The organism is Lentzea albida, assembly GCF_900111005.1.
GTDB lineage: Bacteria > Actinomycetota > Actinomycetes > Mycobacteriales > Pseudonocardiaceae > Lentzea > Lentzea albida.
In genome coordinates, this window is sequence record NZ_FOFV01000003.1 from 320327 (window position 1) to 340435 (window position 20109).

16 protein-coding genes and 1 riboswitch are annotated in these 20109 nt (G+C 71.6%); of the genes, 11 read left to right on the forward strand and 5 right to left on the reverse strand.

Annotated features, from left to right (window positions below):
* Positions 1-10: 10 nt before the first annotated feature.
* Positions 11-1450 (reverse strand): IucA/IucC family protein, encoded by a 1440-nt coding sequence (locus BMY74_RS10515; RefSeq protein ID WP_089913477.1) that lies wholly within the window; start codon positions 1448-1450, stop codon positions 11-13.
* A 22-nt stretch (positions 1451-1472) separates the two neighbouring features.
* Between BMY74_RS10515 and BMY74_RS10520 the strand changes: the two genes are divergently transcribed.
* Positions 1473-2816, forward strand: a complete 1344-nt coding sequence (locus tag BMY74_RS10520; RefSeq protein ID WP_089914268.1) for an IucA/IucC family protein — start codon at positions 1473-1475, stop codon at positions 2814-2816.
* A 76-nt stretch (positions 2817-2892) separates the two neighbouring features.
* Here the strand turns inward: BMY74_RS10520 and BMY74_RS10525 are convergent, their stop codons facing one another.
* Positions 2893-3240, reverse strand: a complete 348-nt coding sequence (locus BMY74_RS10525; protein WP_143091523.1) for a hypothetical protein — start codon at positions 3238-3240, stop codon at positions 2893-2895.
* Positions 3241-3418: 178 nt separating this feature from the next.
* Between BMY74_RS10525 and BMY74_RS10530 the strand changes: the two genes are divergently transcribed.
* From BMY74_RS10530 to BMY74_RS10550, 5 genes are read left to right on the forward strand one after another with little or no spacing between them, the layout of a single operon-like run.
* Positions 3419-3949: an NUDIX domain-containing protein gene (locus BMY74_RS10530; protein WP_245786022.1), complete on the forward strand. Its 531-nt coding sequence runs from the start codon at positions 3419-3421 to the stop codon at positions 3947-3949.
* A complete protein-coding gene (locus BMY74_RS10535; protein WP_089913483.1) occupies positions 3949-4809 on the forward strand; it encodes an ABC transporter substrate-binding protein in 861 nt (286 codons plus the stop codon). Before BMY74_RS10530 ends, BMY74_RS10535 begins: the two co-directional genes overlap by 1 nt.
* Positions 4800-5774, forward strand: a complete 975-nt coding sequence (locus BMY74_RS10540; RefSeq protein ID WP_089913486.1) for a D-cysteine desulfhydrase family protein — start codon at positions 4800-4802, stop codon at positions 5772-5774. The genes BMY74_RS10535 and BMY74_RS10540 overlap by 10 nt, the downstream gene beginning before the upstream one ends.
* Positions 5775-5797: 23 nt before the next feature.
* On the forward strand, positions 5798-6430 hold the full coding sequence (locus tag BMY74_RS10545) for a GTP pyrophosphokinase (protein ID WP_245786023.1): 633 nt from the start codon (positions 5798-5800) through the stop codon (positions 6428-6430).
* A complete protein-coding gene (locus BMY74_RS10550) occupies positions 6427-7512 on the forward strand; it encodes an MFS transporter (protein WP_089913488.1) in 1086 nt (361 codons plus the stop codon). Before BMY74_RS10545 ends, BMY74_RS10550 begins: the two co-directional genes overlap by 4 nt.
* Here the strand turns inward: BMY74_RS10550 and BMY74_RS10555 are convergent.
* A complete protein-coding gene (locus tag BMY74_RS10555) occupies positions 7499-8320 on the reverse strand; it encodes a MerR family transcriptional regulator (protein WP_089913490.1) in 822 nt (273 codons plus the stop codon). The two genes, BMY74_RS10550 and BMY74_RS10555, sit on opposite strands and share 14 nt — an antisense overlap.
* A gap of 101 nt (positions 8321-8421) precedes the next feature.
* Between BMY74_RS10555 and BMY74_RS10560 the strand changes: the two genes are divergently transcribed.
* From BMY74_RS10560 to BMY74_RS10570, 3 genes are all read left to right on the forward strand, one after another.
* The gene (locus tag BMY74_RS10560) at positions 8422-9345 is read left to right on the forward strand and encodes a sensor histidine kinase (RefSeq protein WP_089913493.1); all 924 of its coding nucleotides are present in this window, start codon (positions 8422-8424) and stop codon (positions 9343-9345) included.
* Between the two features lie 216 nt (positions 9346-9561).
* On the forward strand, positions 9562-9915 hold the full coding sequence (locus BMY74_RS10565) for a DUF742 domain-containing protein (protein WP_177229680.1): 354 nt from the start codon (positions 9562-9564) through the stop codon (positions 9913-9915).
* Between the two features lie 48 nt (positions 9916-9963).
* Positions 9964-10359, forward strand: coding sequence for a LapA family protein (locus tag BMY74_RS10570; RefSeq protein ID WP_425434827.1), 396 nt, complete (start codon positions 9964-9966; stop codon positions 10357-10359).
* On the opposite strand, the gene BMY74_RS10575 is transcribed toward BMY74_RS10570, so the two are convergent.
* Complete coding sequence (locus BMY74_RS10575; RefSeq protein WP_143091524.1) at positions 10313-12919, reverse strand: helix-turn-helix transcriptional regulator; 2607 nt, start codon at positions 12917-12919, stop codon at positions 10313-10315. The two genes, BMY74_RS10570 and BMY74_RS10575, sit on opposite strands and share 47 nt — an antisense overlap.
* A 279-nt stretch (positions 12920-13198) precedes the next feature.
* Here BMY74_RS10575 and BMY74_RS10580 point away from each other — a divergent pair, with 279 nt between their 5' ends.
* Both BMY74_RS10580 and BMY74_RS10585 read left to right on the forward strand, forming a co-directional pair.
* Positions 13199-15751, forward strand: a complete 2553-nt coding sequence (locus BMY74_RS10580) for an AAA family ATPase (protein WP_089913502.1) — start codon at positions 13199-13201, stop codon at positions 15749-15751.
* 55 nt (positions 15752-15806) lie between these two features.
* Positions 15807-16322, forward strand: a complete 516-nt coding sequence (locus BMY74_RS10585) for an EF-hand domain-containing protein (protein ID WP_089913504.1) — start codon at positions 15807-15809, stop codon at positions 16320-16322.
* Positions 16323-16373: 51 nt separating this feature from the next.
* On the opposite strand, the gene cobN is transcribed toward BMY74_RS10585, so the two are convergent.
* Positions 16374-19940 carry a cobaltochelatase subunit CobN gene (gene cobN, locus BMY74_RS10590; protein WP_089913506.1) on the reverse strand — a complete coding sequence of 1189 codons (3567 nt, stop codon included), beginning with the start codon at positions 19938-19940 and terminating at the stop codon, positions 16374-16376.
* A 35-nt stretch (positions 19941-19975) separates the two neighbouring features.
* A riboswitch (cobalamin riboswitch) is annotated at positions 19976-20108 on the reverse strand.
* Between the last annotated feature and the right edge of the window lies 1 nt (position 20109).

Genomic DNA, 20109 nt, shown 5'->3' on the forward strand with positions numbered 1-20109 from the left:
CGGGGGTGCTTCAGCCGCGGTACAACGGGTTCGGGACGTCCACGTACCGGCCGGCGGCACCCTCCGCGCGCGTCCACCGCAGCAGCAGGTTCGCCTTCGCGGGCACGAACCGGTCCTCCAGCAACGACATGACCTGCTCGCAGCCGTGTTCTTCCGCGTACGCCACGAAGACAGCGCGCGCCTCGGCCCACACGTCCAGGCCGGGGTGCCGCTCCAGCACCGCGCCGGCGATCTCGATCAGGTGGTTGACGACGAGGCAGTACCGCAGGCGCTCCCAGCCCTTCGCCTCGGACACGCCGCGCGCCCCGCCCTCTCCGTCCACTGAGGACAGCAGGTCGGCGTGCCGGGGCAGCAGGCGCATGCCCTCGGGGTCGCGGTAGATCGCCTGCACCGGCATGCCCGCGGCGTCCACGCCGACGACGACGTTCTGCAGGTGGCACTCCATCACGACGCCGTGGGCGAAGAACGCGTGCAGCACCGGGGGGACGACGACCGAGACGTACTGCCGGAACCACCGCAGGGTGTCGGCGGAACCCAGGCCGTCCAACGGGTTTCCGTCGAAACCCTCGCTGATCCCCGCCGCCAGCAACGGGGTCGCGCCGGGCAGGGTGTGCTGCCGGATGCCGTCCCGCACCACGACGGCGAGGCCCTCGAAGGCGTCGGGGGCCGTCCGGTAGCCGCGGTCGATCAGGAACGTCGCGCCCGGGAAGACCGAGGCGATGTCGGCGAACACCGGTCCCAGCAGGCGCGCGAGCGGCGGGATCCAGCGCAGGTCGTGCGCCCACAGGCGGCGCACGTCGTTGGTGATCTGCACGTCGAGGCTGAACTTGTAGAACAGGTCCTCGGCCGGGTCGTAGACCGTGCGCACCGAGGACGTCGGCCACACCTCGTGGCCGGTCGCCTCCCCGCGCAGGCCCAGCAACGACAGCTGCCACGGGTGGGCGGGCAGCACGCCGGGAGGCAACGGCACCTCACCGTCGTCGACGAAGTCACCTTCCAGCTGTGCCAACGAGAAGCTCGCGTGCACCTCGGGTGCGTACGGCAGCCATTCCGACGCGGGAACGCCTCCTCGGCCCTTCGGCGCGGGGTGGTAGCGGTGGCCTGCGACCAGCGCCTGCTCGGAGCGCTGGTAGAGGTCGGCGGGCGGGGTGGCACGGGCGTCGAGCACGGCGGCGATGGCCGACCGGGAGCCCGCGATCTCGTCCAGGAACCCGACCGGCGGGTCGCCCAGCTCCTTCGTGACGAGCACAGCGAGTTCGTGCCAGGACAACGCTTGCCACGATCCGGTGAACACCTCCGGGTCCGACAGCCAGCGGCCCTCCCGCGCGCGCAGCAACGTGCCCGTGCGGGGCAGGCGCAGCACGCCGTCCCGCCACTCCCCCACCTCGCGGCGCAGGCAGTTCAGCAGCGCCGTGGAGGTGGTGCCGTCGGGATCAGTGATCGCTTCCACCGGTGTCCGCTTCCCTCGCGCGATGTGCCAGGATCAGATCATTCTGACGCAGACACCGGTCGAGTCCGCCTTCGCCGCGGCTCTGGACGAAGATCGCGCCGAAAGGTTCACCGCGGAGTTGCCGGGAGCCCGTGCGGCGATCCTCGCACGCCTGCGCCGGGCTCTCGCCGTCGAACCGTTGCCGCAGGTCAGCGTGGATCCGAGAGCCTTCAGCCACCCGGTCGACCTCCTCACCGCACTGCGCTGGCCACGCTCTGAGAGCCTCGTCACGGAGGTCTCCCACAGCGTCGCCGGACTGGCCCTGTCCCGCACGACGAGCCCGCTGACGACCCCGTTCCTCAGCCGCTCGCTGGAGGAGCACGAGCAGAGCGTCGTCGACGGCCACCCGCTGCACCCGTGCTGCCGCAACCGCACCGGTTTCACCGCACTCGACCACCTCGCGTACGGCCCCGAACACCGCCCGGTCGTCGCACTGGGACTGCACCCCGCGAAGGACCACGTGGTGTTCGGCGACTGGCCCGGCGAACTCCGCGACGGCGACCGGATCCTCCTCCCCGTCCACCCGTGGCAGGCCGACCGGCTGGGCGTGCCCACGACCGGCACCCTCACCGCATACCCGCTGATGGCGTTGCGGACCCTCTCGGCGGGCGACTGGCACGTCAAGACGACGCTGAGCGCCCAGATCACCTCGGCCGTGCGGGACATCTCCGGCGACTCGATCGCGACGGCGACGACGGTCTCGGACTTCCTGAGCACCGCGGTCGAAGGCATCGAGCTGCAGGCCAACCGGGCCTCGGCCGCCGTGCTGACCGACGGCGAACCGGACCGCAGGCTCGGCGTGATCCTGCGCGACAAGCCCGTGCCGCGCGAGGGCGAGACCCTGCTGCCCCTGGCCGCGCTGAGAGCCCACCACGTCCCCGACCCGGGCGCGTGGCTGCGCGAGTTCGCCGAACTGACCGTGCCACCGCTGATGACGCTGCTCGCGCGCGGGGTGGCGCTGGAGGCCCACGAGCAGAACCTGGTGGTGGGCCTCGTGGACGGACGGCCGAGCCGGGTGGTCTACCGCGACCTGGCCGACATCCGCGTCAGCCCGCGCCCAGGCCTGCCCACCCGCCTGCACGCGAGCCCGGAGGCGTTGCGCGCCAAGACGTTCGCGACGTTCTTCGCCACCGCGCTGACCGGCTTGATAGGCACGCTCGACGCCCCGGACGCCGAACTGTGGGACGTCGTCGCGAAGACCGTCCCGGACACCCCGGACCGGCACGCGCTGCTGCACGACCCGCTGCCCGCCAAACCGCTCACGTTGATGCGGCTCGACCCAGGCACGAAGGCATGGGCCTACCTGCCCAACCCGTTCCGGAGCTGAGCACCGGCCTCATCGTCGGCGAACACGCCGACATGACCGGGTCACCGCCTGACCCGGTCTCCGCGGTACGAGGCGGTCAGGCCCGCCAGCGCCGTGACGCGTGGACGACTTCGCCGACCGCGCGTGCCAGGCTCCCGTCGGCGTCGACGTGGCTCTCGTAGTGCTCTGCCGGAAGCGGCTGGGCCACCTCGGGCGGTGCGGTGTACGAGTCGCTGTCTTCCCAACGCAGCCTGCGCGCCGTCTTCACGAACACGACCGCCGCGCCCAGCAGCAACACCCCGACCACGGCCGGCCACCAGACCGATTCCGCGACCGCGATGGCGAACTGGACCTGGGCCACCACGACGAACACGACGGTCAGTCCGACCACCGACCACGGGGCCGACCTGCCATCATGTCTTCGCTGGGCGGCACTTGCCCCCATTGGCGTCACCTCCACCGATGTTGCCGTGGACATCGGCGATTGATCGCACGGAGTTACAGCGCCCAGCGTACTCCTGGGTCGTTTGGTCGCAGACCGTCACCTGCGCCCGAATCACCACCAGCGCAAAGCCGGTGCACGGCGCGTGCGCGATTCACCCGCCGGTGTGATGATCAACCCCGTGTCCGCTCTGCACTCGGGTGACCCCGCCACGTTCGCCGCCGACGTCCTCGCCGAAGGCCCGCCGGAGCGCGAGCACGTCCCCGGGGTGGCGTCCCGGCGTCCCACCAAGACGAGCGCGGGCGGCGCGCTGATCCGCGACTCGGCCGGACGTGTCCTCTTCGTCGTGCCCACCTACAAGGCGGTGCTGGACATCCCCGGCGGCATGACCGAGGACGACGAGTCGCCGAGGGCCGCGGCGCTGCGCGAGGTCCGCGAGGAGCTCGGCCTCACCGTGCCGCTGGGACGTCTGCTGGTCGTGGACTGGACGCCGCGCAACGGGGTGTGGCGCGACTGCCACCAGTTCGTGTTCGACGGTGGTGTGGTGGACGGCGCCGTGGCGTGCGACCCCGAACTGGAGGGCGTGACCTACCTGGCGCTCGACGAGGCCGCGCCGAGGATCTACCCGTCGCTGCATCGCAGGCTCACCCTCGCCGTCGCCGCCCTGGAGAGCGGTTCCACGCGGTACGCCGAGTTCGGCCGGGAGGTCTGATGCGGATCGTCTCGCTGCTGCCCGCGGCCACCGACGTCGTGGCCGAACTCGGCCTCGCGCAGCACCTGGTCGGACGCACCCACGAGTGCGACTGGCCCGCGGGGATCGAGAGCGTCCCCGTCGTCACGAGCACCGGCGTCGACCAGTTCACCCTCAGCAGCAGGGAGATCAACACGACCGTGCACCGCGGCTCGTCGCTCTACGGGCTCGACGCGGACCTGCTCAACGACCTGAAGCCGGACGTCGTCCTCACCCAGGACCTCTGCGACGTCTGCGCGATCTCCTACCGCAAGGTCACCGAAGCGGTCCGGATGATGGACGCCGGTCCCACGGTCCTGAGCCTCGAACCCTCCACTTTGGACGAGGTGCTCGACTGCCTCAAAACCGTCGGCGACGTCTTGGGCGTCGACAGCGCGGACAAGATCGCCGCCCTCAGGCACCGAATCGACGAGGTCGAACGGCGGACGAGGCACCTCCCCCGCCCGCGGGTCGCCCCGATCGAGTGGCTCGACCCGGTCTGGCCGGCCGGGCACTGGGTCCCGGAGCAGATCGCGAAGGCAGGCGGCGTCCCGCTGCTCGCGGAGAAGGGCGAGCACACGAGGCCGATCACCTGGCAGGCCGTCCACGACGCGAAGCCGGACGTGGTGCTGCTCATGCCGTGCGGCTTCCCGCCCGAACGCACCATGCGGGAACTTCCGGACGAAGAGCTCCCCGAGACGTGGGTCCTCGACGGACCGTCGTACTTCAACCGCCCCGGCCCGCGGGTCGTGCGCGGCATCGAGGTCCTCGCCCACGTCCTGCACGGTGTCGGCCCGGTTCCCGACGACACCGAGGCCACTAGGCTCGCCCCATGGACCTGAGCGCGTTCCCCCGAGTCGCACTGGGCAGCTGGCCGACCCCTCTGGAGGACGCCCCGAGGCTCGCGGCGGCGCTCGGCAGCCCTCCGGTCCTGATCAAGCGCGACGACGTCAACGGCCTCGGCGCGGGCGGCAACAAGCTGCGCAAGCTCGAGTTCCTGCTCGGCCGGGCGATCGAGGACGGCGCCGACACGATCATCACGTTCGGCGCGTTGCAGACCAACCACGGGCGCCAGACGGCGGCGGCCTGCGCGAAGCTCGGCCTGAAGTGCGAACTCGTCCTCACGGCCAAGGTGCCGATGGCGGGTGACGCGTACGAGAGGTCCGGCAACGTGGTCCTGGACCACATGTTCGGCGCGACCGTGCACGTCTGCGCCGATGCCGACGAGACCGCCGCCGCCTACGAGCGGATCAACCACGACAAGGCCGTCACCCTGCCCGTCGGCGGCTCGAACGGCCTGGGCGCGCTCGGTTACGTCGCCGCGGCCGTCGAACTGGTCGGGCAGCTGGACGAGCGCGGCATCGACGACGCCACCATCGTCGTGCCGGACGGCAGCGGCGCCACCGCGGCGGGCGTCGCGCTCGGCACCGAGCTGCTCGGCTGGCCGGGGAAAGTGCACGCCGCGAGCGTGTCGCACACCGCGCAGGACGCCGAGCAGGAGCTGCACGCCCTCGCCACCGAGGCCGCCGCCCTGCTCGGGGAGCCTGCTCCGAAGCTCGCGCACGTCACCGTCACCGACGACACGATCGGGCCGGGCTACGGCGTGCCGACGCCGGAGATGTGGGACGTGCTGAAGCTGTTCGCCGAGACCGAGGGCGTCGTCCTCGACCCGGTCTACACGGGCAAGGCCGCGGTGAAGTTCCGCGAGATCGCCCCGCGCGGCGACGTGCCGGTCGTGTTCCTCCACACAGGTGGTCTTCCTGGCTTCTACGGGTACGCGCCCGAGGCGGTCGCGCGGTTCCGGTGAACGTGATCAGTACCCTGGACGGCGTGACCGATCTGGCCGACGACCTGGGTGTGCTCCGCGATCTCGAACGGCGGCTGCTCGTCTACAAGTTCGCGATCGAGGAGCTGATGACGAAGCTCCGGATCCTGAGCGAGGAGTTCGACTCGGTCCACCAGCACGACCCGATCGAGCACATCTCCAACCGGGTGAAGAAGCCGGAAGGCATCCTGGAGAAGCTGCGCCGCAAGGGCTTTCCGCTCGACCTCGACTCGTTCGGCGACTGGCTCGACGACGTCGCCGGTGTGCGCGTGGTCTGCCCGTTCGTCTCGGACGTCTACCGCGTGAAGGAGATGCTGGCGCGCCAGCACGACGTCGAGATCCTGCGCACCAAGGACTACATCGCGCAGCCGAAGCCGAACGGCTACCGCAGCCTGCACCTGATCGTGCGGATCCCGGTGTTCCTGTCCGACCGGGTCGAGCACGTGAAGGTCGAGGTGCAGCTGCGCACCATCGCGATGGACTTCTGGGCGACGCTCGAGCACAAGCTCTTCTACAAGTACGACGACCACCCGCCGGCCGACTTCGTGGGCGAACTGATGTCGACGGCGATGATCGCGGCCCAGCTCGACGACCGGATGGAGTCGCTGCACCGGCGCATCCACCGGGACGACGTGTGAGACCCGTCCTGCCGCTGTGCGCGGCGGGGTTCGTCACGGCGTTCGGCGCCCACGGCGTCGCCTCCGGCCTGGGCTTCCTGCAGTCGGACCTGCTGGCCCTCGGCCTCCTGCTCGCGATCTACGACGGCGCCGAGGTGCTGCTCAAACCGGTGTTCGGCACGCTCGCCGACCGCGTCGGCGCCCGTCCCGTGCTGCTCGGCGGGCTCGCCGCGTTCGCCCTCGCCTCCAGCGCGTTCGTGCTGGTCGACAACGTCGCCGTCGCCCGGTTCGGGCAGGGGGTGGCCGCGGCGGCGTTCTCCCCGGCGGCGAGCGCGATGGTGGCGCGGCTGACCCCGGAGTCGGCGCGCGGCAAGGCGTTCGGGCGTTACGGCGCGTGGAAGGGCATCGGGTACACGGCCGGGCCGCTGCTCGGCGGGGTGCTGATCCACTTCGGCGACTTCGAGCTGTTGTTCCTCACGATGGCCGCGCTGGCGGTGGCCGTCGCGCTGTGGTGCCTGACCGTGCCGCGCCTCGACCCCCTGCCGCGCCGGCGGCAGACCGTCCGCGACCTCGTGAAGCGCCTGTCCCACACCGACTTCCTCAGGCCGACGGCCGCGCTCGCCGCGTCCACCGCCGCGCTGGCGACCGCGATCGGGTTCCTGCCGGTGAAGGCCGCCGCGCACGGCCCGGTCGTCACCGGCGCGGCGGTGAGCCTCCTCGCGATCACCGCCGCCCTGGTGCAGCCGCGCGTGGGCAAGGCCTTGGACTCCCGGCGGGTCAGCACGCGCACGGGCGTCCGGGTCGGTCTGCTCCTGGCGGCGGCGGGTTTCCTGGCCGCGGCGGTGGTTCCCGGGCTCGCCGGCACGCTCGTCGCGGCCGTCCTCATCGGAGCGGGCTCGGGAGCCGTGACGCCGCTGGCGTTCGCGGCGCTCGCGAAGTCCACTTCGGAGGAACGCCTCGGTCAGACGATGGGCAGCGCCGAGGTGGGCCGCGAGCTCGGCGACGCGGGCGGCCCGCTCCTGGTGGGCGGGCTCGCCTCGGTCGCCTCGCTGCCGGTCGGCCTGCTCGGGCTGGCCGCCGTGATCGCCCTCACGGCTTGGTGATCTCGAGCTGCAGCTCGGTCTCCCAGTCGGCCGGGTCGCCCTCGCCGTAGCGGACGTACACCTCGCGGGCGAACCCGTTCTGCTTGTACCCGTGGGCCTCGATCCACGCCGCCACGGCCTGGTACGACGTGTCGACGTCGTCCATCGTGCCGCGGTGCACGATCGTCGCGGCCTCGGCCAGCGCCGGCAGGTCCACGACCTCGAAGTCGTAGGCCGGGGACGGGTCGACGGCCACGGTCACACCCGCGTGCACGACGACCGCCTCGCCCTCGGCGGGCTCGTAGGTCGCGATGCCGTGACCGGCGGGCGCGACGCCCGCGCGGCCCAGCCGTTCGAAGAGCTCCGGGTACATCGGCTGGATGACCGGGCCGATGTCCTCGGGCTCGTACGACGGCGCGGTGGCGGTGAGCCGGGCGACGCGGACGGCGGGAACGGACTTCACGACGATCTCGTCGGTGGGCATGGCGCCCTCCCTCTCTATGACCCGGAGACGTGCCTCGACCCGCCGCAGCCGCGACTCGTCCGCGAGGATCTGCTGCCGCAGCTCGGCCCGCCGCAACGACAACATGCCGTGCAGCTGTTCGACGGAAAGCTTTTCGTCGAGCACCACGCGCACCTGGTCGAGCGTCAGGCCGAGGTCCTTCAGCGCGACGAGGCGGTTGAGGCGTTGCAGCTGGGAGGCGGTGTAGAAGCGGTAGCCGCTGGACGGGTCGACGTGTGCCGGCGGGAGCAACCCGACCGCGTCGTAATGGCGCAGCATCCGCACCGACACGCGCCCCAGATGGGCGAAGTCTCCGATGGTGAACATGACTGCTCCTGTGTAGGGGCTGACACGGTGTCAGGGTCAAGAAATGATGGTTTGAGCGGCGCTCCGGGTGGGGATCCTGGGACGTTGACGAGAGGTGGCACATGACGTTCGCACATCCCGCGCTGTTCTACTCCGACGAGGAGTCCTACATCGACGGGACCGTCCCGTTCGTCGTGGAAGGTCTCGTGAGCGCCGAGCCGGTCGCCGTGGCGGTGCCGAGCAGGAACCTCGAGCTGCTCAGGGAGGCGCTCAGCGGGTTCGCCCACCTCGTCACCTTCATCGACATGGAGGACACCGGCCGCAACCCCGGCCGGATCATCCCGGAGCTCCGCGCGTTCGCCGACCGGCACCGCGGGGCCGTCCGCATCGTCAGCGAACCGGTGTGGGACCTGCGCACCGACGTCGAGTACCCGGCGTGCACGCTGCACGAGGCGTTGGTCAACTACGCGTTCAGCGGCCGCGACCTGAGCATCCTTTGTCCGTACAGCACCACCACCCTGACCCACGACATCCTGGCCGACGCCGAGAAGACCCACCCGGTCGTGATCGACGCGGGCGGCCACCGCCCCAGTGACCACTTCCACCCGGCACGGGTGGTCGTCGCCGCCCACTCGCTGCCGCTGACCATCCCGTCCGACGCGGCGAGCACGTCCGTCGGCGCGGGCGCGATGGCGGCGGTGCGGGCGTTCGCGCGCGAACAGGCCGTGCAGCACGGGCTCGCGCAGGACCGGGTCGACGACTTCGCGCTCGCGGTCACCGAGCTCGCGACGAACAGCGTGCGGCACGGCGGGGGCGAGAGCACGGTCCGCGTCTGGGCCGAAAGCCGAAGTATTGTTTGCCAAGTCAACGACAACGGGCACATCACCGATGTTCTGGCCGGCCGCACCCCTGTTCACGCAAACGAACCAGGCGGTCGCGGTCTGTTGCTTGTCAACCGTTTGGCGGACCTCGTGCGCACCCAAACGACGTCAAAGGGCACCGCAATCCAAGTCAGATTCGACCTGACTGACAAAAAGACAACGTGATCCACTCACATTCGGTCGCTTTCGTTATAGCTTGAGCACGTGCACGACGAGGAAGCGACGGAAATCGGTTACACGGGGGCTCGATTCGGGTCTCCGGCGACCCGCAGACGGCTGCACGCCGAGAGAAGTGGAGACTTCAACGGCGCGGAGACGCAACAACTGCCCCGTCAGCAACCGTTGCGCCAACGCCCACCGGAACCGCCACCGGAGTGGCCTGTGCAAGAAGAAGAACGTCCCCAGACCCCCGCCAGGGACAGTTCGCTGATCCGTCCCTACGCCCGCACCGGCGGCCGCACGACGGCCCGCCACGACCTCCGGCTGGAGACGCTGCTCTCCACCGACGAGGAGCGCCTCCACCGCGCGAACAACGACCAGGCGGCGATGATGCGGCTGTGCCTGCAGCCGCGGTCGGTCGCCGAGATCTCCGCGCTCATGAAGATCCCGCTCGGCGTCACGCGGGTGCTGCTGAGCGACCTGATCACGCTGAACCTGGTCGCCGTGCACGAGCCGGGCGACAAGCCGAACATGGCTCTGCTCGAGCGCGTGCTGTCGGGGTTGCGCCGGTTGTAGCCCGTTCGCCAGCGCGCGGGATCACGCCTGGTCGCCGATAATTCTCCCGTGGCGACCTCCAGCGACGAGACCCCGAAGACGCCGGTCACGGAACCGATCCCGAGCGCTCCGCGGACCGTTCCCCCCTCACCGCCCGCCCCGGCGGCCGCACCGAAGAAGCTGCGGCCCACCCGGATCAGCGGCACCTGGATCGCCGTGCTGGTGGCGATCGTCGTGCTGATCTTCCTGCTGGTCTTCATCCTGCAGAACGGCGACACCGCGACGATCCACTTCCTGTGGGGCCAGTTCAGCCTTCCCCTGGGTGTGGCGCTGCTGTTCGGCGCGATCGGCGGCGCGCTGCTGGTCGCGGTCGTCGGCGCGGCCCGCATCCTGCAGCTGCGCCGTCAGGCCAAGCGGATCACTGATCGTCCCGCGACCGCATCACCAGCTCGACGCGAGAGCTGATCTCGAGCTTCCGGAAGATCTTGCGCAGGTGGAAGTTCACGGTGTGCGGCGACATGAACAGCTGCGTCGAGATCTGCCGGTTGGTCTGCCCCTTCGCGACCAGGTTGGCGATGGCCCGTTCGGTGTCGTCCAGACTGGACCATCCGGACGCGGGTCGCGCGGGGGCGGCACGGCGGCGCCGGCCGAGCTTGCGCAGCCGGCCCAGCACCCGTGCGCTGTCGCGGGACGCGCCGATCTCCCGGTAGAGCGCGAGCGCGTTCTCCAGCGCCTTCACCGACTCCGCCCGCTGTGAGTCCGTGAGCAGCACACCGAGGTCCTCGGCCGCGTTCGCCCGCGCCCACGGGTCGCACTGCTCCCGCGCGGCCAGGTCGAGCAACGCCGCGTCGGAGTCGAGCAGTCCTCGCGCGTGCACCGCCGCGGCCGTCACCGCGCCGAACCCGGGGTGCTCCTCCGCCAGCCGTTCCACCCGGTCCACCACGGCCTTGGCCAGTCCCTCGTCGCCCGCCTCGAGCGCGCGCCGCACGAACCACCCCGCGGCACGCGGTTCCTCGGCGAAGAGCCCCGACGCCACCAGTTCCGGGGTGAGCAGCGGCAGCGCCTTCTCGAGCCCGGAGTCGACGTGGGCGACCAGCACCTCGGCCCACCGGTAGTAGGCAGCCGAGAAGATGATCGCGTCGGCGGGGACCTGGTCGCGGTAGCGCGCGACGTGCTCGACCGCGGCCGGCAGGTCGCCGGTGTGGACCGCGACCATCGCGAGCACCGCCAGCGCGGGCGCCACCACCGTCTGGTGACCGGTCTCCTCCGCCACCGCCAAAGCCGAGCGCGCCTCGGCGGCGGCCTCCTCGATCCGTCCCGCCTGCAACAGGATCCGGGCCTGCACGACCGCCGTCATGACCTGACGGGTCACCACGGCGGACGGTCCGCTGCGGACCCGCCGCACCACGCCGTCGGCGTCGGCGAACTCCCGCAGGCCCGAGAGCAGGGATGCGAGCAGGAGCTGCGGGTACGCACTGAGGTCGTGGGAGGTGACGCACCGCGCGCCCTCGCGGGCCAGTTCCAGTGCGGCGCCGGGACGTCCGGTGTCGCGGGCGATCGCCGCCAGCACGGCCAGCGCCGTGGCCAGCACGTCGTCCGGCGCCGCCTGGCGGGTGTGCACGACGGCCTCGGCGAGCTCCTCCGCGCGGTCCCGGTCATGGCCGAGCAACGCCATCAGCCTGGTGATCTCCACCCACGGCGCCAGTTCCGGCGCCAGGTCGGGTTCGCGCAGCAACGCCTCGGAGATCTCCACCGACTCGGCGTGCCGGGCGCGCAGCAACGCCGTGGTGGCCACGCAGTGCCGGAGCTTCGCCGCGGGGTCCGGCGGGACCTGGCGGGACAACGCCTCCCGCGCGAGCGAGTGCGCGGCGTCGAGCCTGCCCGCCGCGGTGAGCGCCCGCACCGCCATCACCGTGCGGTGGACCAGCGAAGCAGACGCTTGGTCGGTCAGCTCCAACGCGCGCACCGCGAGTTCGGCGGCGGCCTCGGGTGCGTTCCACAGCACGGCTTTCGCGGCCGTGACGAGTCCGTCGATCGACCGGGCGTCGCCGCGCTGGGCGCCGTGCAGCAGGTGTTTCGCGGCGACGACGGCGCTGTCGCCGCGGCCCAGCAACATCTCGCCGGCCTCGCGGTGCAGCGCGCGCCGCACGGGCGGGGGCACGGACTCGGCGACCAGGCGCCAGAGCAGCTCGTGGCGGAACGCCAGCCTCTCGTCGAGCGACGTCACGACGCCCGCCGTGATGACCTCGTCCAGGGCGGGCAACAGGATCGCGGTGCTCGACGCCAGCATCTCGGCCACGTCACCGGGTTCGAAGCTCGGCCCGAACACGGAGGCGACCTGCAGCAGGTGCCTCGCCTTGCCGCTCAACGCACTCACGTGGCCGCGCAGCAACGCCCCGGTGGCGAGCGCCGGTTCGTCGCGGAGCGAAGCGCACCCGTCGTTCACCACCACCAGGTCGTCGTCCCGCAGGGCTTCGAGGAGGCCGATCAGGGCGGCGGGATTGCCCTGTGCGGTGGAAGCAAGCGCTTTCAGGCCGTCGTCGGGAACGGCGCCGGTGAGGTCCGTGACGAGGTCCGCGACCACGTCGTCCGCCAGCGGCCGCAGGTCGATCCTGGTGGCACCGCGTTGCGCGGCGGCGGCGAACAACCGGTCGGCGCCCTCGCGGCGGCGGGCGAGCAGCCACACGACCTTCTCGTGCGCGGCGGCGGAGAGGAGCGCGCGCAGGGTGGCCAGGGTGCCGGGTTCGGCCAGGTGGAGATCGTCCAGCACGACGAGCGCGGGGCCGTCCGGGCGGCGTTCTGCCAGGCGGGCCACCAGGAACGGCAGGTCGAGCTCGTCCTGCGCGGTCACGACCTCGACACCGCGGCTCGCGGCGACGGCGGAGATCTCGGCCAGCAGCCGCGTCTTGCCGGTGCCGGCCGCCCCGTCGACCAGCACCACACCGGTGCCCGCGTTCAGCACGCCGCAGAGGAGCTCCCGTTCTCCCCCACGGCCGCGGAACACCCCGTCCCGATTCCCCGACACCCATTTTCCTTTCGCTCCGCGGCGGCGGAGAACAAGCGCTGCAATACCACAGTGATCGCACCGTGACCACCCCCCGACCGGCCTCCCCCAGGCCCTTCGGATGGCGAGTGAGGCCACCGCCAGGCTGCCGCTACCCATTCGAGTAGTTGCCCGCGGGATCATACGTGCAGCCCCTCCTGTTGAGACGCCCGTAGCGCGGGAAGCTTTACCTGGGCAAGTGGAGCTGTTTCTCCTAGCATCAATTCTGCTGATCTTTCAGCGGCGGATTGTGGAGAGATCTTGGAAAACCGGCTGAAAGCGTGGTGCGCCGGATTCAGCGATCAGGTGGCGCGGGGCACGACCACGGTGGTGGAGGGCGCCCCCGGCACGGGCAAGACGGCGGTGCTCGACGACGTCGCCGCACGCTGGGAGGCCGCCGGCGGGCAGGTCGTGCGGGCCCGCGGCAGCGCGCTGGAGGGCGACCTGCCGTTCGGGATCGTCGCCCAGCTCTTCGACCTGGTCGACACCGATCTCGTGCCCGCCGAGGCGATCAGCGCGTTGCAGCTCACCGCCACGGCCGCCGACTTCCCCGTGCTGCACGGCGTCTACCGGCTGGCGGCCGGCCTGGCCGCGCGCGGTGACCTGCTCGTCGTCGTGGACGACGCGCACTGGGCCGACTCCGCGTCACTGCGCTGGCTCGCGTACCTGGCGTTGCGCGTGCGGCGCCAGCCCATCGCCGTGGTGCTGGCGGTCGGCCTGGGCGAGCGGTGCGACGACCCGTCCTACGGCGAGATCATGGCGGCGTGCCACCGCATCGCGCTGGACGTCCTGACCTATCCCGAGACGCACCGCCTCGTCTCGTCGGTGCTCGGTGAGGCCGCGCCGGAGTTCTCGAAGGCCTGCTTCGACGCGACCGGCGGCAACCCGCTCGCCGTGACGCGCCTGGCCCGCGTCCTGGCGGAGGACGAGGTCGCGCCCACCGCCGGCGCCGCCTGGCGGGTGGCCGCGCGCGGCGCGGAGGTGGCCGGCGAGATCATGGCCGCCCGGCTGCGCCGCCGTCCCGTCGCGGTCGTGACGACGGCGCACTGCCTGGCCGTGCTGGGGCCGTCGCCCCATCCCGGGGTGCTGGCCGACCTGACCCGGCTGAGTCCGGTCGAGCTCGCCGAGGCGGTCCGGACCGTCGAACTGCTCGGCGTGGCCGGACCCGCGGTGCTCGACGACATGTCCGCTCCGGCGCGGGCCGCGTTGTACTTCCGGGCAGCGCGGTCGCTGCGCGCGCACGGCGCCGCGGACCGGGTCGTCGCCGACCACCTGCTGGAGACCTCGCCCGGCCTGGAGCCGTGGGCGGGCGAGGTGCTCGACCGGGCCGCGCAGGAGGCCGTGACCCGCGGCGACACGGCCGGTGCCGCGCGGCTGCTGTGGCGGGCGCTGCGGGAACCGGTGGCGAACCCGTCGCGGGCGCTGCGGATGCTGGGGATCGCCGAACTGGTCGGCAACCTGCCCGGTGCGACGGCCCGGTTGCGCGAGGCCTTCCAGTCCGATGTGGACGACGTGGAGTCGGCCGTGGCGCTGTCGTACGCCCTGCACGCCGACGGCACCCCGGCCGAGATCCGGTCGGTGCTGGGCGATTCCCCGCAGGCGCAGGCACATCTCGCCGTGCACGGGCTCGCGTGGCACGAGGCCGTGCCGTCGTCGGTCTCGCTCGACACGCCCGCCGGGGTGCTGCACCACGTCATGGTGGGCGACATCAGCTGCACCGAGGCCGTGGCGCGGGTGTCCACGTCGGACGTCCTGTCGTCGCTGACGTCCGCGATGGTCCTGAACCTGGCCGACAACCTGGACGAGGCGCTCGCCGTGCTCGACGAGGTGGACCGCGCGCAGGCCCCGGCGTTGCGGGCGCTGACGAACGTGATGCGCGCGAACGTCCAGCGCCGCAAGGGAGATCTCACCTCCGCGCACGCCGACCTGGCCGTGGCCGCCGACCACCTCAGGCAGGACCGCCGCTGGCACGCGGTCTCGACGTGGCACGCGACGCTGCTCGGCGACATCCTGCTGGAGGAGGGACGCCTGGACGAGGCCGCCGACGTGATCGCCGAGGCCTCGACGGACGAGGCGCGGCGCACCTGGTCGTTCGGCGGCGTGCTGACCGTGCGCGGACGGCTGCTGACCGCGCGGGGCGACGACTACGAGGCCCTGGAAGCGTTCCTGGCCGCCGGTCGCCACTGCGCCGCGTGGCCGTACCGCAACCCGGCACCGCTGGCGTGGCGTTCGGGCGCGGCCGTGGCGTACGCGGCACTGGGCGACGGCGAACGGGCCCGCGCGATCGCCAGGGAGGAGGTCGAACTGGCCCGCGTCTGGGGCGCGCCGAGGGCGTTGGGCATGGCGTTGCGCGCGGAGGGCCGCGTGACGGCGGGCGCGGCCGGGCGAACGGTGCTGGAGGAGGCCGTGCGCGTGCTGCGCGGCTCCCCCGCCCGCCTGGAACTGGCGCGCGCGTTGGTCGACCTCGGCGTGGTGGCACGCCGCCAGGACGACAAGGCCTTCGCCCGCACGTGCCTGCGCGACGCGGTGGACCTCGCACAGAAGTGCGGGTCGTCGGCGATGGCCGCGCGTGCCTACTCCGAACTGGTGGCGACGAGCGCCGGGCCTCGGCGGATGCGGCAGACGGGCCCGACCGCGCTCACCCCGGTGGAGCACCAGGTGGCGGAACTGGCGGCACGCGGCCGTTCGGATGACGAGATCGCGTCCACGCTGCTCATGCCCGTCTCCGACGTCGAAGGGACGCTCTCGGCGATCTACCGGAAATTGGGCGTGGGGGGCCGTTTGCACCTGGCGGATGCTCTGTTCGTGGACTAGTTCGGACCCGTTCGGCCGATGATCCGGTTAGGTCGTCCGGCCTATCGTCCTGCCCATGGCGAGCGAATTTCAGCGCAGCAAGGTGGATCTGGTGTTCGGCGCGATGGACGTCACCGGCGACGGATATCTGACGGAGGAGGACTTCCGCCTGCTCGCCGGGCGGTGGGCGTCGCTGCGCGGCAGCGACGAGGAGCTGCTGTCCACCGTGATGCTGGGCTGGTGGAACACCCTGCAGCTGGCCGCGGGCGGAGCCGAGAGGGTGACGCTGGACGACGTGCTGAACGTCGTCGACGTGTTGCCCGGCAACATCGAGCCGGTGCTCGGGACCGCCGACGCGATGTTCGGCGCCGTGGACTCCGACGGCGACGACTACGTCTCCGAGGACGAGTACCGGGTGATGATCGAGGCCTGGCTCGGCCGCGAGGGCCGCACCGACTTCACCGTCCTCGACCTCGACGGCGACGGCAGGTTGTCGCGCAACGAGTTCACGACGCTGTGGGCCGAGTTCTGGGCCGGTGACGACCCGGACGCCGCCGGTTCCTACGTGTTCGGGCCGGTCCGGACCGCCTGAGCTCCGGGAGGGTCGAGGCGGACGCCCGCCTCGACCCGCCGCCGGGCTCGGTCAGGCGCCGTCCTCCAGCTCGCCCTCGGTCTCCAGGTAGGCCGACCGCAGCGCGTCCAGAGTGGACTCCTCCGGGTGCTCCCACATCTTGCGCTCGGCCGCCTCCAGCAGCCGCTCCGCGATGCCGTGCAGCGCCCAGGGGTTCGACGTCTGCAGGAACTTCCGCGTCTCCGGGTCGAGCACGTAGCTCTCGGTGAGCTTCTCGTACATCCAGTCCGCGACGACACCGGTCGTGGCGTCGTAGCCGAACAGGTACTCGACCGTCGCCTGCAGTTCGAACGCTCCCTTGTAGCCGTGGTTGCGCATCGCGCCGATCCAGCGCGGGTTCACCACGCGGGCGCGGAAGATCCGCGACGTCTCCTCGGTCAGGGTGCGGGTGCGCACGGCCTCCGGGCGCGTGCTGTCGCCCACGTACGCGGCGGGCGCCTTGCCCGTCAACGCCTTCACCATCGTGACCATGCCGCCGTGGTACTGGAAGTAGTCGTCGGAGTCGGCGATGTCGTGCTCGCGGGTGTCGATGTTCTTGGCCGCCACCGCGATCCGCCGGTACGCCGACTCCATGTCCGCGCGTGCTTCGACACCGTCGACACCGCGGCCGTAGGCGTAGCCGCCCCACACCGCGTACACCTCGGCGATGTCGGACGAGTCGCGCCAGTTGCGGCTGTCGATCAACGGCAGCACACCCGCGCCGTACGCGCCCGGCTTCGAACCGAAGACGCGCAACGTCGCCCTGCGCTGGTCGCCGTGCTCTTCCAGGTCCCGCAGCATGTGCGCGCGCACGAAGTTCTGCTCCGCGGGCTCGTCGAGCGCGGCCACCAGCTGCACGGCGTCGTCCAACATGGACACGACGTGCGGGAAGGCGTCGCGGAAGAAGCCGGAGATGCGGACCGTGACGTCGATGCGCGGGCGCTCCAGTTCCTCCAGCGACACGACTTCCAGCCCGGTGACGCGGCGCGACTGGTCGTCCCACACCGGCCGGACGCCGAGGAGCGCGAACACCTCGGCGATGTCGTCGCCCGCCGTGCGCATCGCGGACGTGCCCCAGACCGACAGGCCGACCGAGGGCGGCCACTCGCCGTCGTTCTCGGACCGGTAGCGCTCCAGCAGCGAGTCGGCCATCGCCTGGCCGGTCTCCCACGCGAGCCGCGACGGGATGGCCTTCGGGTCGACCGAGTAGAAGTTGCGGCCGGTCGGCAGCACGTTCACCAGGCCGCGCAACGGAGAACCCGACGGGCCGGCCGGGATGTAGCCGCCGTCCAGCGCGTGCAGGACGTTCGTCATCTCGTCCGTGGTGCGCGCGAGCCTCGGGACGACCTCGACGGCCGCGAACTCCAGGATCTTCTGCACGTCCGCCGAGGGGTGCAGACCCGCCGCGGCGGAACGGTCCCAGCCCGCGTCCTCCATCGCCTGGACGAGCGCGCGGGCCTCTTCCTCGATCGCGTCCACGTCTTCACGTGCGGTGCTCGTGAGCCCGAGTGCCTCACGCAGACCCGGCAGCGCGGCGACCTGACCACCCCACATCTGCCGCGCCTGCAACATCGCGAGCACGAGGTTCACGCGAACGGAACCGGTGGGCGCCTCGCCGAGGACGTGCAGGCCGTCGCGGATCTGGACGTCCTTGACCTCGCACAGCCAGCCGTCGACGTGCAGGATGAACTCGTCGAACTCCGCGTCGTGCGGCCGGTCGTCGAGACCCAGGTCGTGGTCGAGCTTCGCGGCCTTGATCAGCGTCCAGATCTGCGCGCGGATCGCCGGCACCTTGGCCGGGTCCATCGCGGAGATGTTCCCGTACTCGTCGAGCAGCTGCTCCAGGCGCGCGATGTCGCCGTAGCTGTCGGCGCGGGCCATCGGCGGCACGAGGTGGTCGACCAGCGTGGCGTGCGCACGGCGCTTGGCCTGCGTGCCCTCGCCCGGGTCGTTGACGAGGAACGGGTAGATCAGCGGCAGGTCACCGAGCGCCGCGTCCGTGCCGCAGGACGCCGACATGCCGACGGTCTTGCCCGGCAACCACTCCAGGTTGCCGTGTTTGCCGACGTGCACCACGGCGTCCGCGCCGAAGTTCGACTCGATCCACCGGTAGGCGGCGAGGTAGTGGTGCGACGGCGGCAGGTCCGGGTCGTGGTAGATCGCGATCGGGTTCTCGCCGAACCCGCGCGGCGGCTGGACGATCACCGCGACGTTGCCGGACCGCAGCGCGGCCAGCACGATCTCCCCCTCGCGCGACTTGGAGAAGTCGACGAACAACGAGCCGGGCGCCTCGCCCCAGTGCTCGCGCATCGACTCGCGGAAGTCCTCCGGCAGCGTCTCGTGGAACTCGCGGTAGTCGGCCGCGGCGATGCGGATCGGGTTGCTCTCGAACTGCTCCTGCGTGAGCCAGTCGGCGTCCTGGCCACCGGCGGCGATCAGCGCGTGGATCAGCTTGTCACCGTCGAGCTCGTCGACGCCCGGCAGCTCGTCGCCGATGTCGTACCCGTGTTCCTTCATGGCCTTGAGCAGCCGCACGGTCGACGCGGGCGTGTCGAGCCCGACCGCGTTGCCGATGCGCGAGTGCTTCGTCGGGTACGCCGACAGCATCACGACGACCTTGCGCTCGGCGACCGGGATGTGGCGCAACCGCCCGTGCCGCACGGCGATGCCCGCGACGCGCAGCGCCCGTTCGGGGTCGGCGACGTAGACGGTGAGACCGTCTTCGTCGATCTCCTTGAAGGAGAACGGGACCGTGATGATCCGGCCGTCGAACTCCGGGATCGCGACCTGCGTCGCGGTGTCCAAAGGAGACAGTCCGTCGTCGTTCTCATCCCACGTGTCGCGGCTCGAAGTGAGGCACAGGCCCTGCAGGATCGGCACGTCGAGCGCGGCCAGCGCACCGACGTCCCACGCGTCGTCGTCACCACCGGCGGACGCCTTGGCGGGGTTCGTGCCTCCCGCGGCGAGCACCGTGACGACCAGCGCGTCGGCCTGCCGGAGCGTGTCGAGCAGCTCGGGTTCGGCGGTGCGCAGCGAGGAGCAGTAGACCGGCAGCGGCTTGCCGCCCTTGGCCTCGATCGCGTCGCAGAGCGCGTGGATGAACGCCGTGTTCCCGGCGACGTGGTGCGCGCGGTAGTAGAGCACGGCGACCGTGGGACCGGTCTCCGGCGTGCTCTCCCGCTCCAGCACACCCCACGTGGGCGTGGCGGCCGGGGCCGCGAAGCCGTGGCCGGTCAGCAGCACGGTGTCGGAGAGGAACTTGTGCAGCTCGGTGAGGTTCGCCGGGCCGCCGTGCGCGAGGTAGAGGTGCGCCTCCGCGCACACGCCACCTGCCACCGTCGACAGCTCCATGAGCGCCGCGTCGGGCTGCATCTCGCCCCCGAGCACGACCACCGGCAGCCCGCTCGCGAGGAGCCAGTCGAGCCCTTCCTCCCACATCCGGCGACCGCCGAGGATGCGCACGAGGACCAGGTCGACGCCGTCCACCAGCGCGGGGAGGTCGTCCACGGTGGTGCGCGACGGGTTGCCGAGCCGGTACTCGGCACCGCTCGCACGCGCCGACAGCAGGTCGGTGTCGGAGGTCGACAACAGCAGGATCACGCGGGCTCCATCCCTCGTGGGGTCCTCGCCCCAGGTTGCGGGTGACTGGCGAAGCAGAGTTCCTGACTCCCAGCGGTGTGCTGGTCACAGTGGCGGGACCGCGCCGGATTCACACCGGCTTCCTCCTGCGCTTCGTCGTTCGGGCTCACCCTAACCGGCGGGTTACAGT

Coding starts and splice junctions, on each gene's coding strand:
- BMY74_RS10555 (WP_089913490.1), bottom strand. CDS start 8,320: ATGTTCACCATCGGAGACTTCGCCCATCTGGGGCGCGTGTCGGTGCGG.
- BMY74_RS10560 (WP_089913493.1), top strand. CDS start 8,422: ATGACGTTCGCACATCCCGCGCTGTTCTACTCCGACGAGGAGTCCTAC.
- BMY74_RS10585 (WP_089913504.1), top strand. CDS start 15,807: ATGGCGAGCGAATTTCAGCGCAGCAAGGTGGATCTGGTGTTCGGCGCG.
- BMY74_RS10520 (WP_089914268.1), top strand. CDS start 1,473: ATGTGCCAGGATCAGATCATTCTGACGCAGACACCGGTCGAGTCCGCC.
- BMY74_RS10535 (WP_089913483.1), top strand. CDS start 3,949: ATGCGGATCGTCTCGCTGCTGCCCGCGGCCACCGACGTCGTGGCCGAA.
- BMY74_RS10540 (WP_089913486.1), top strand. CDS start 4,800: ATGGACCTGAGCGCGTTCCCCCGAGTCGCACTGGGCAGCTGGCCGACC.
- BMY74_RS10525 (WP_143091523.1), bottom strand. CDS start 3,240: ATGGGGGCAAGTGCCGCCCAGCGAAGACATGATGGCAGGTCGGCCCCG.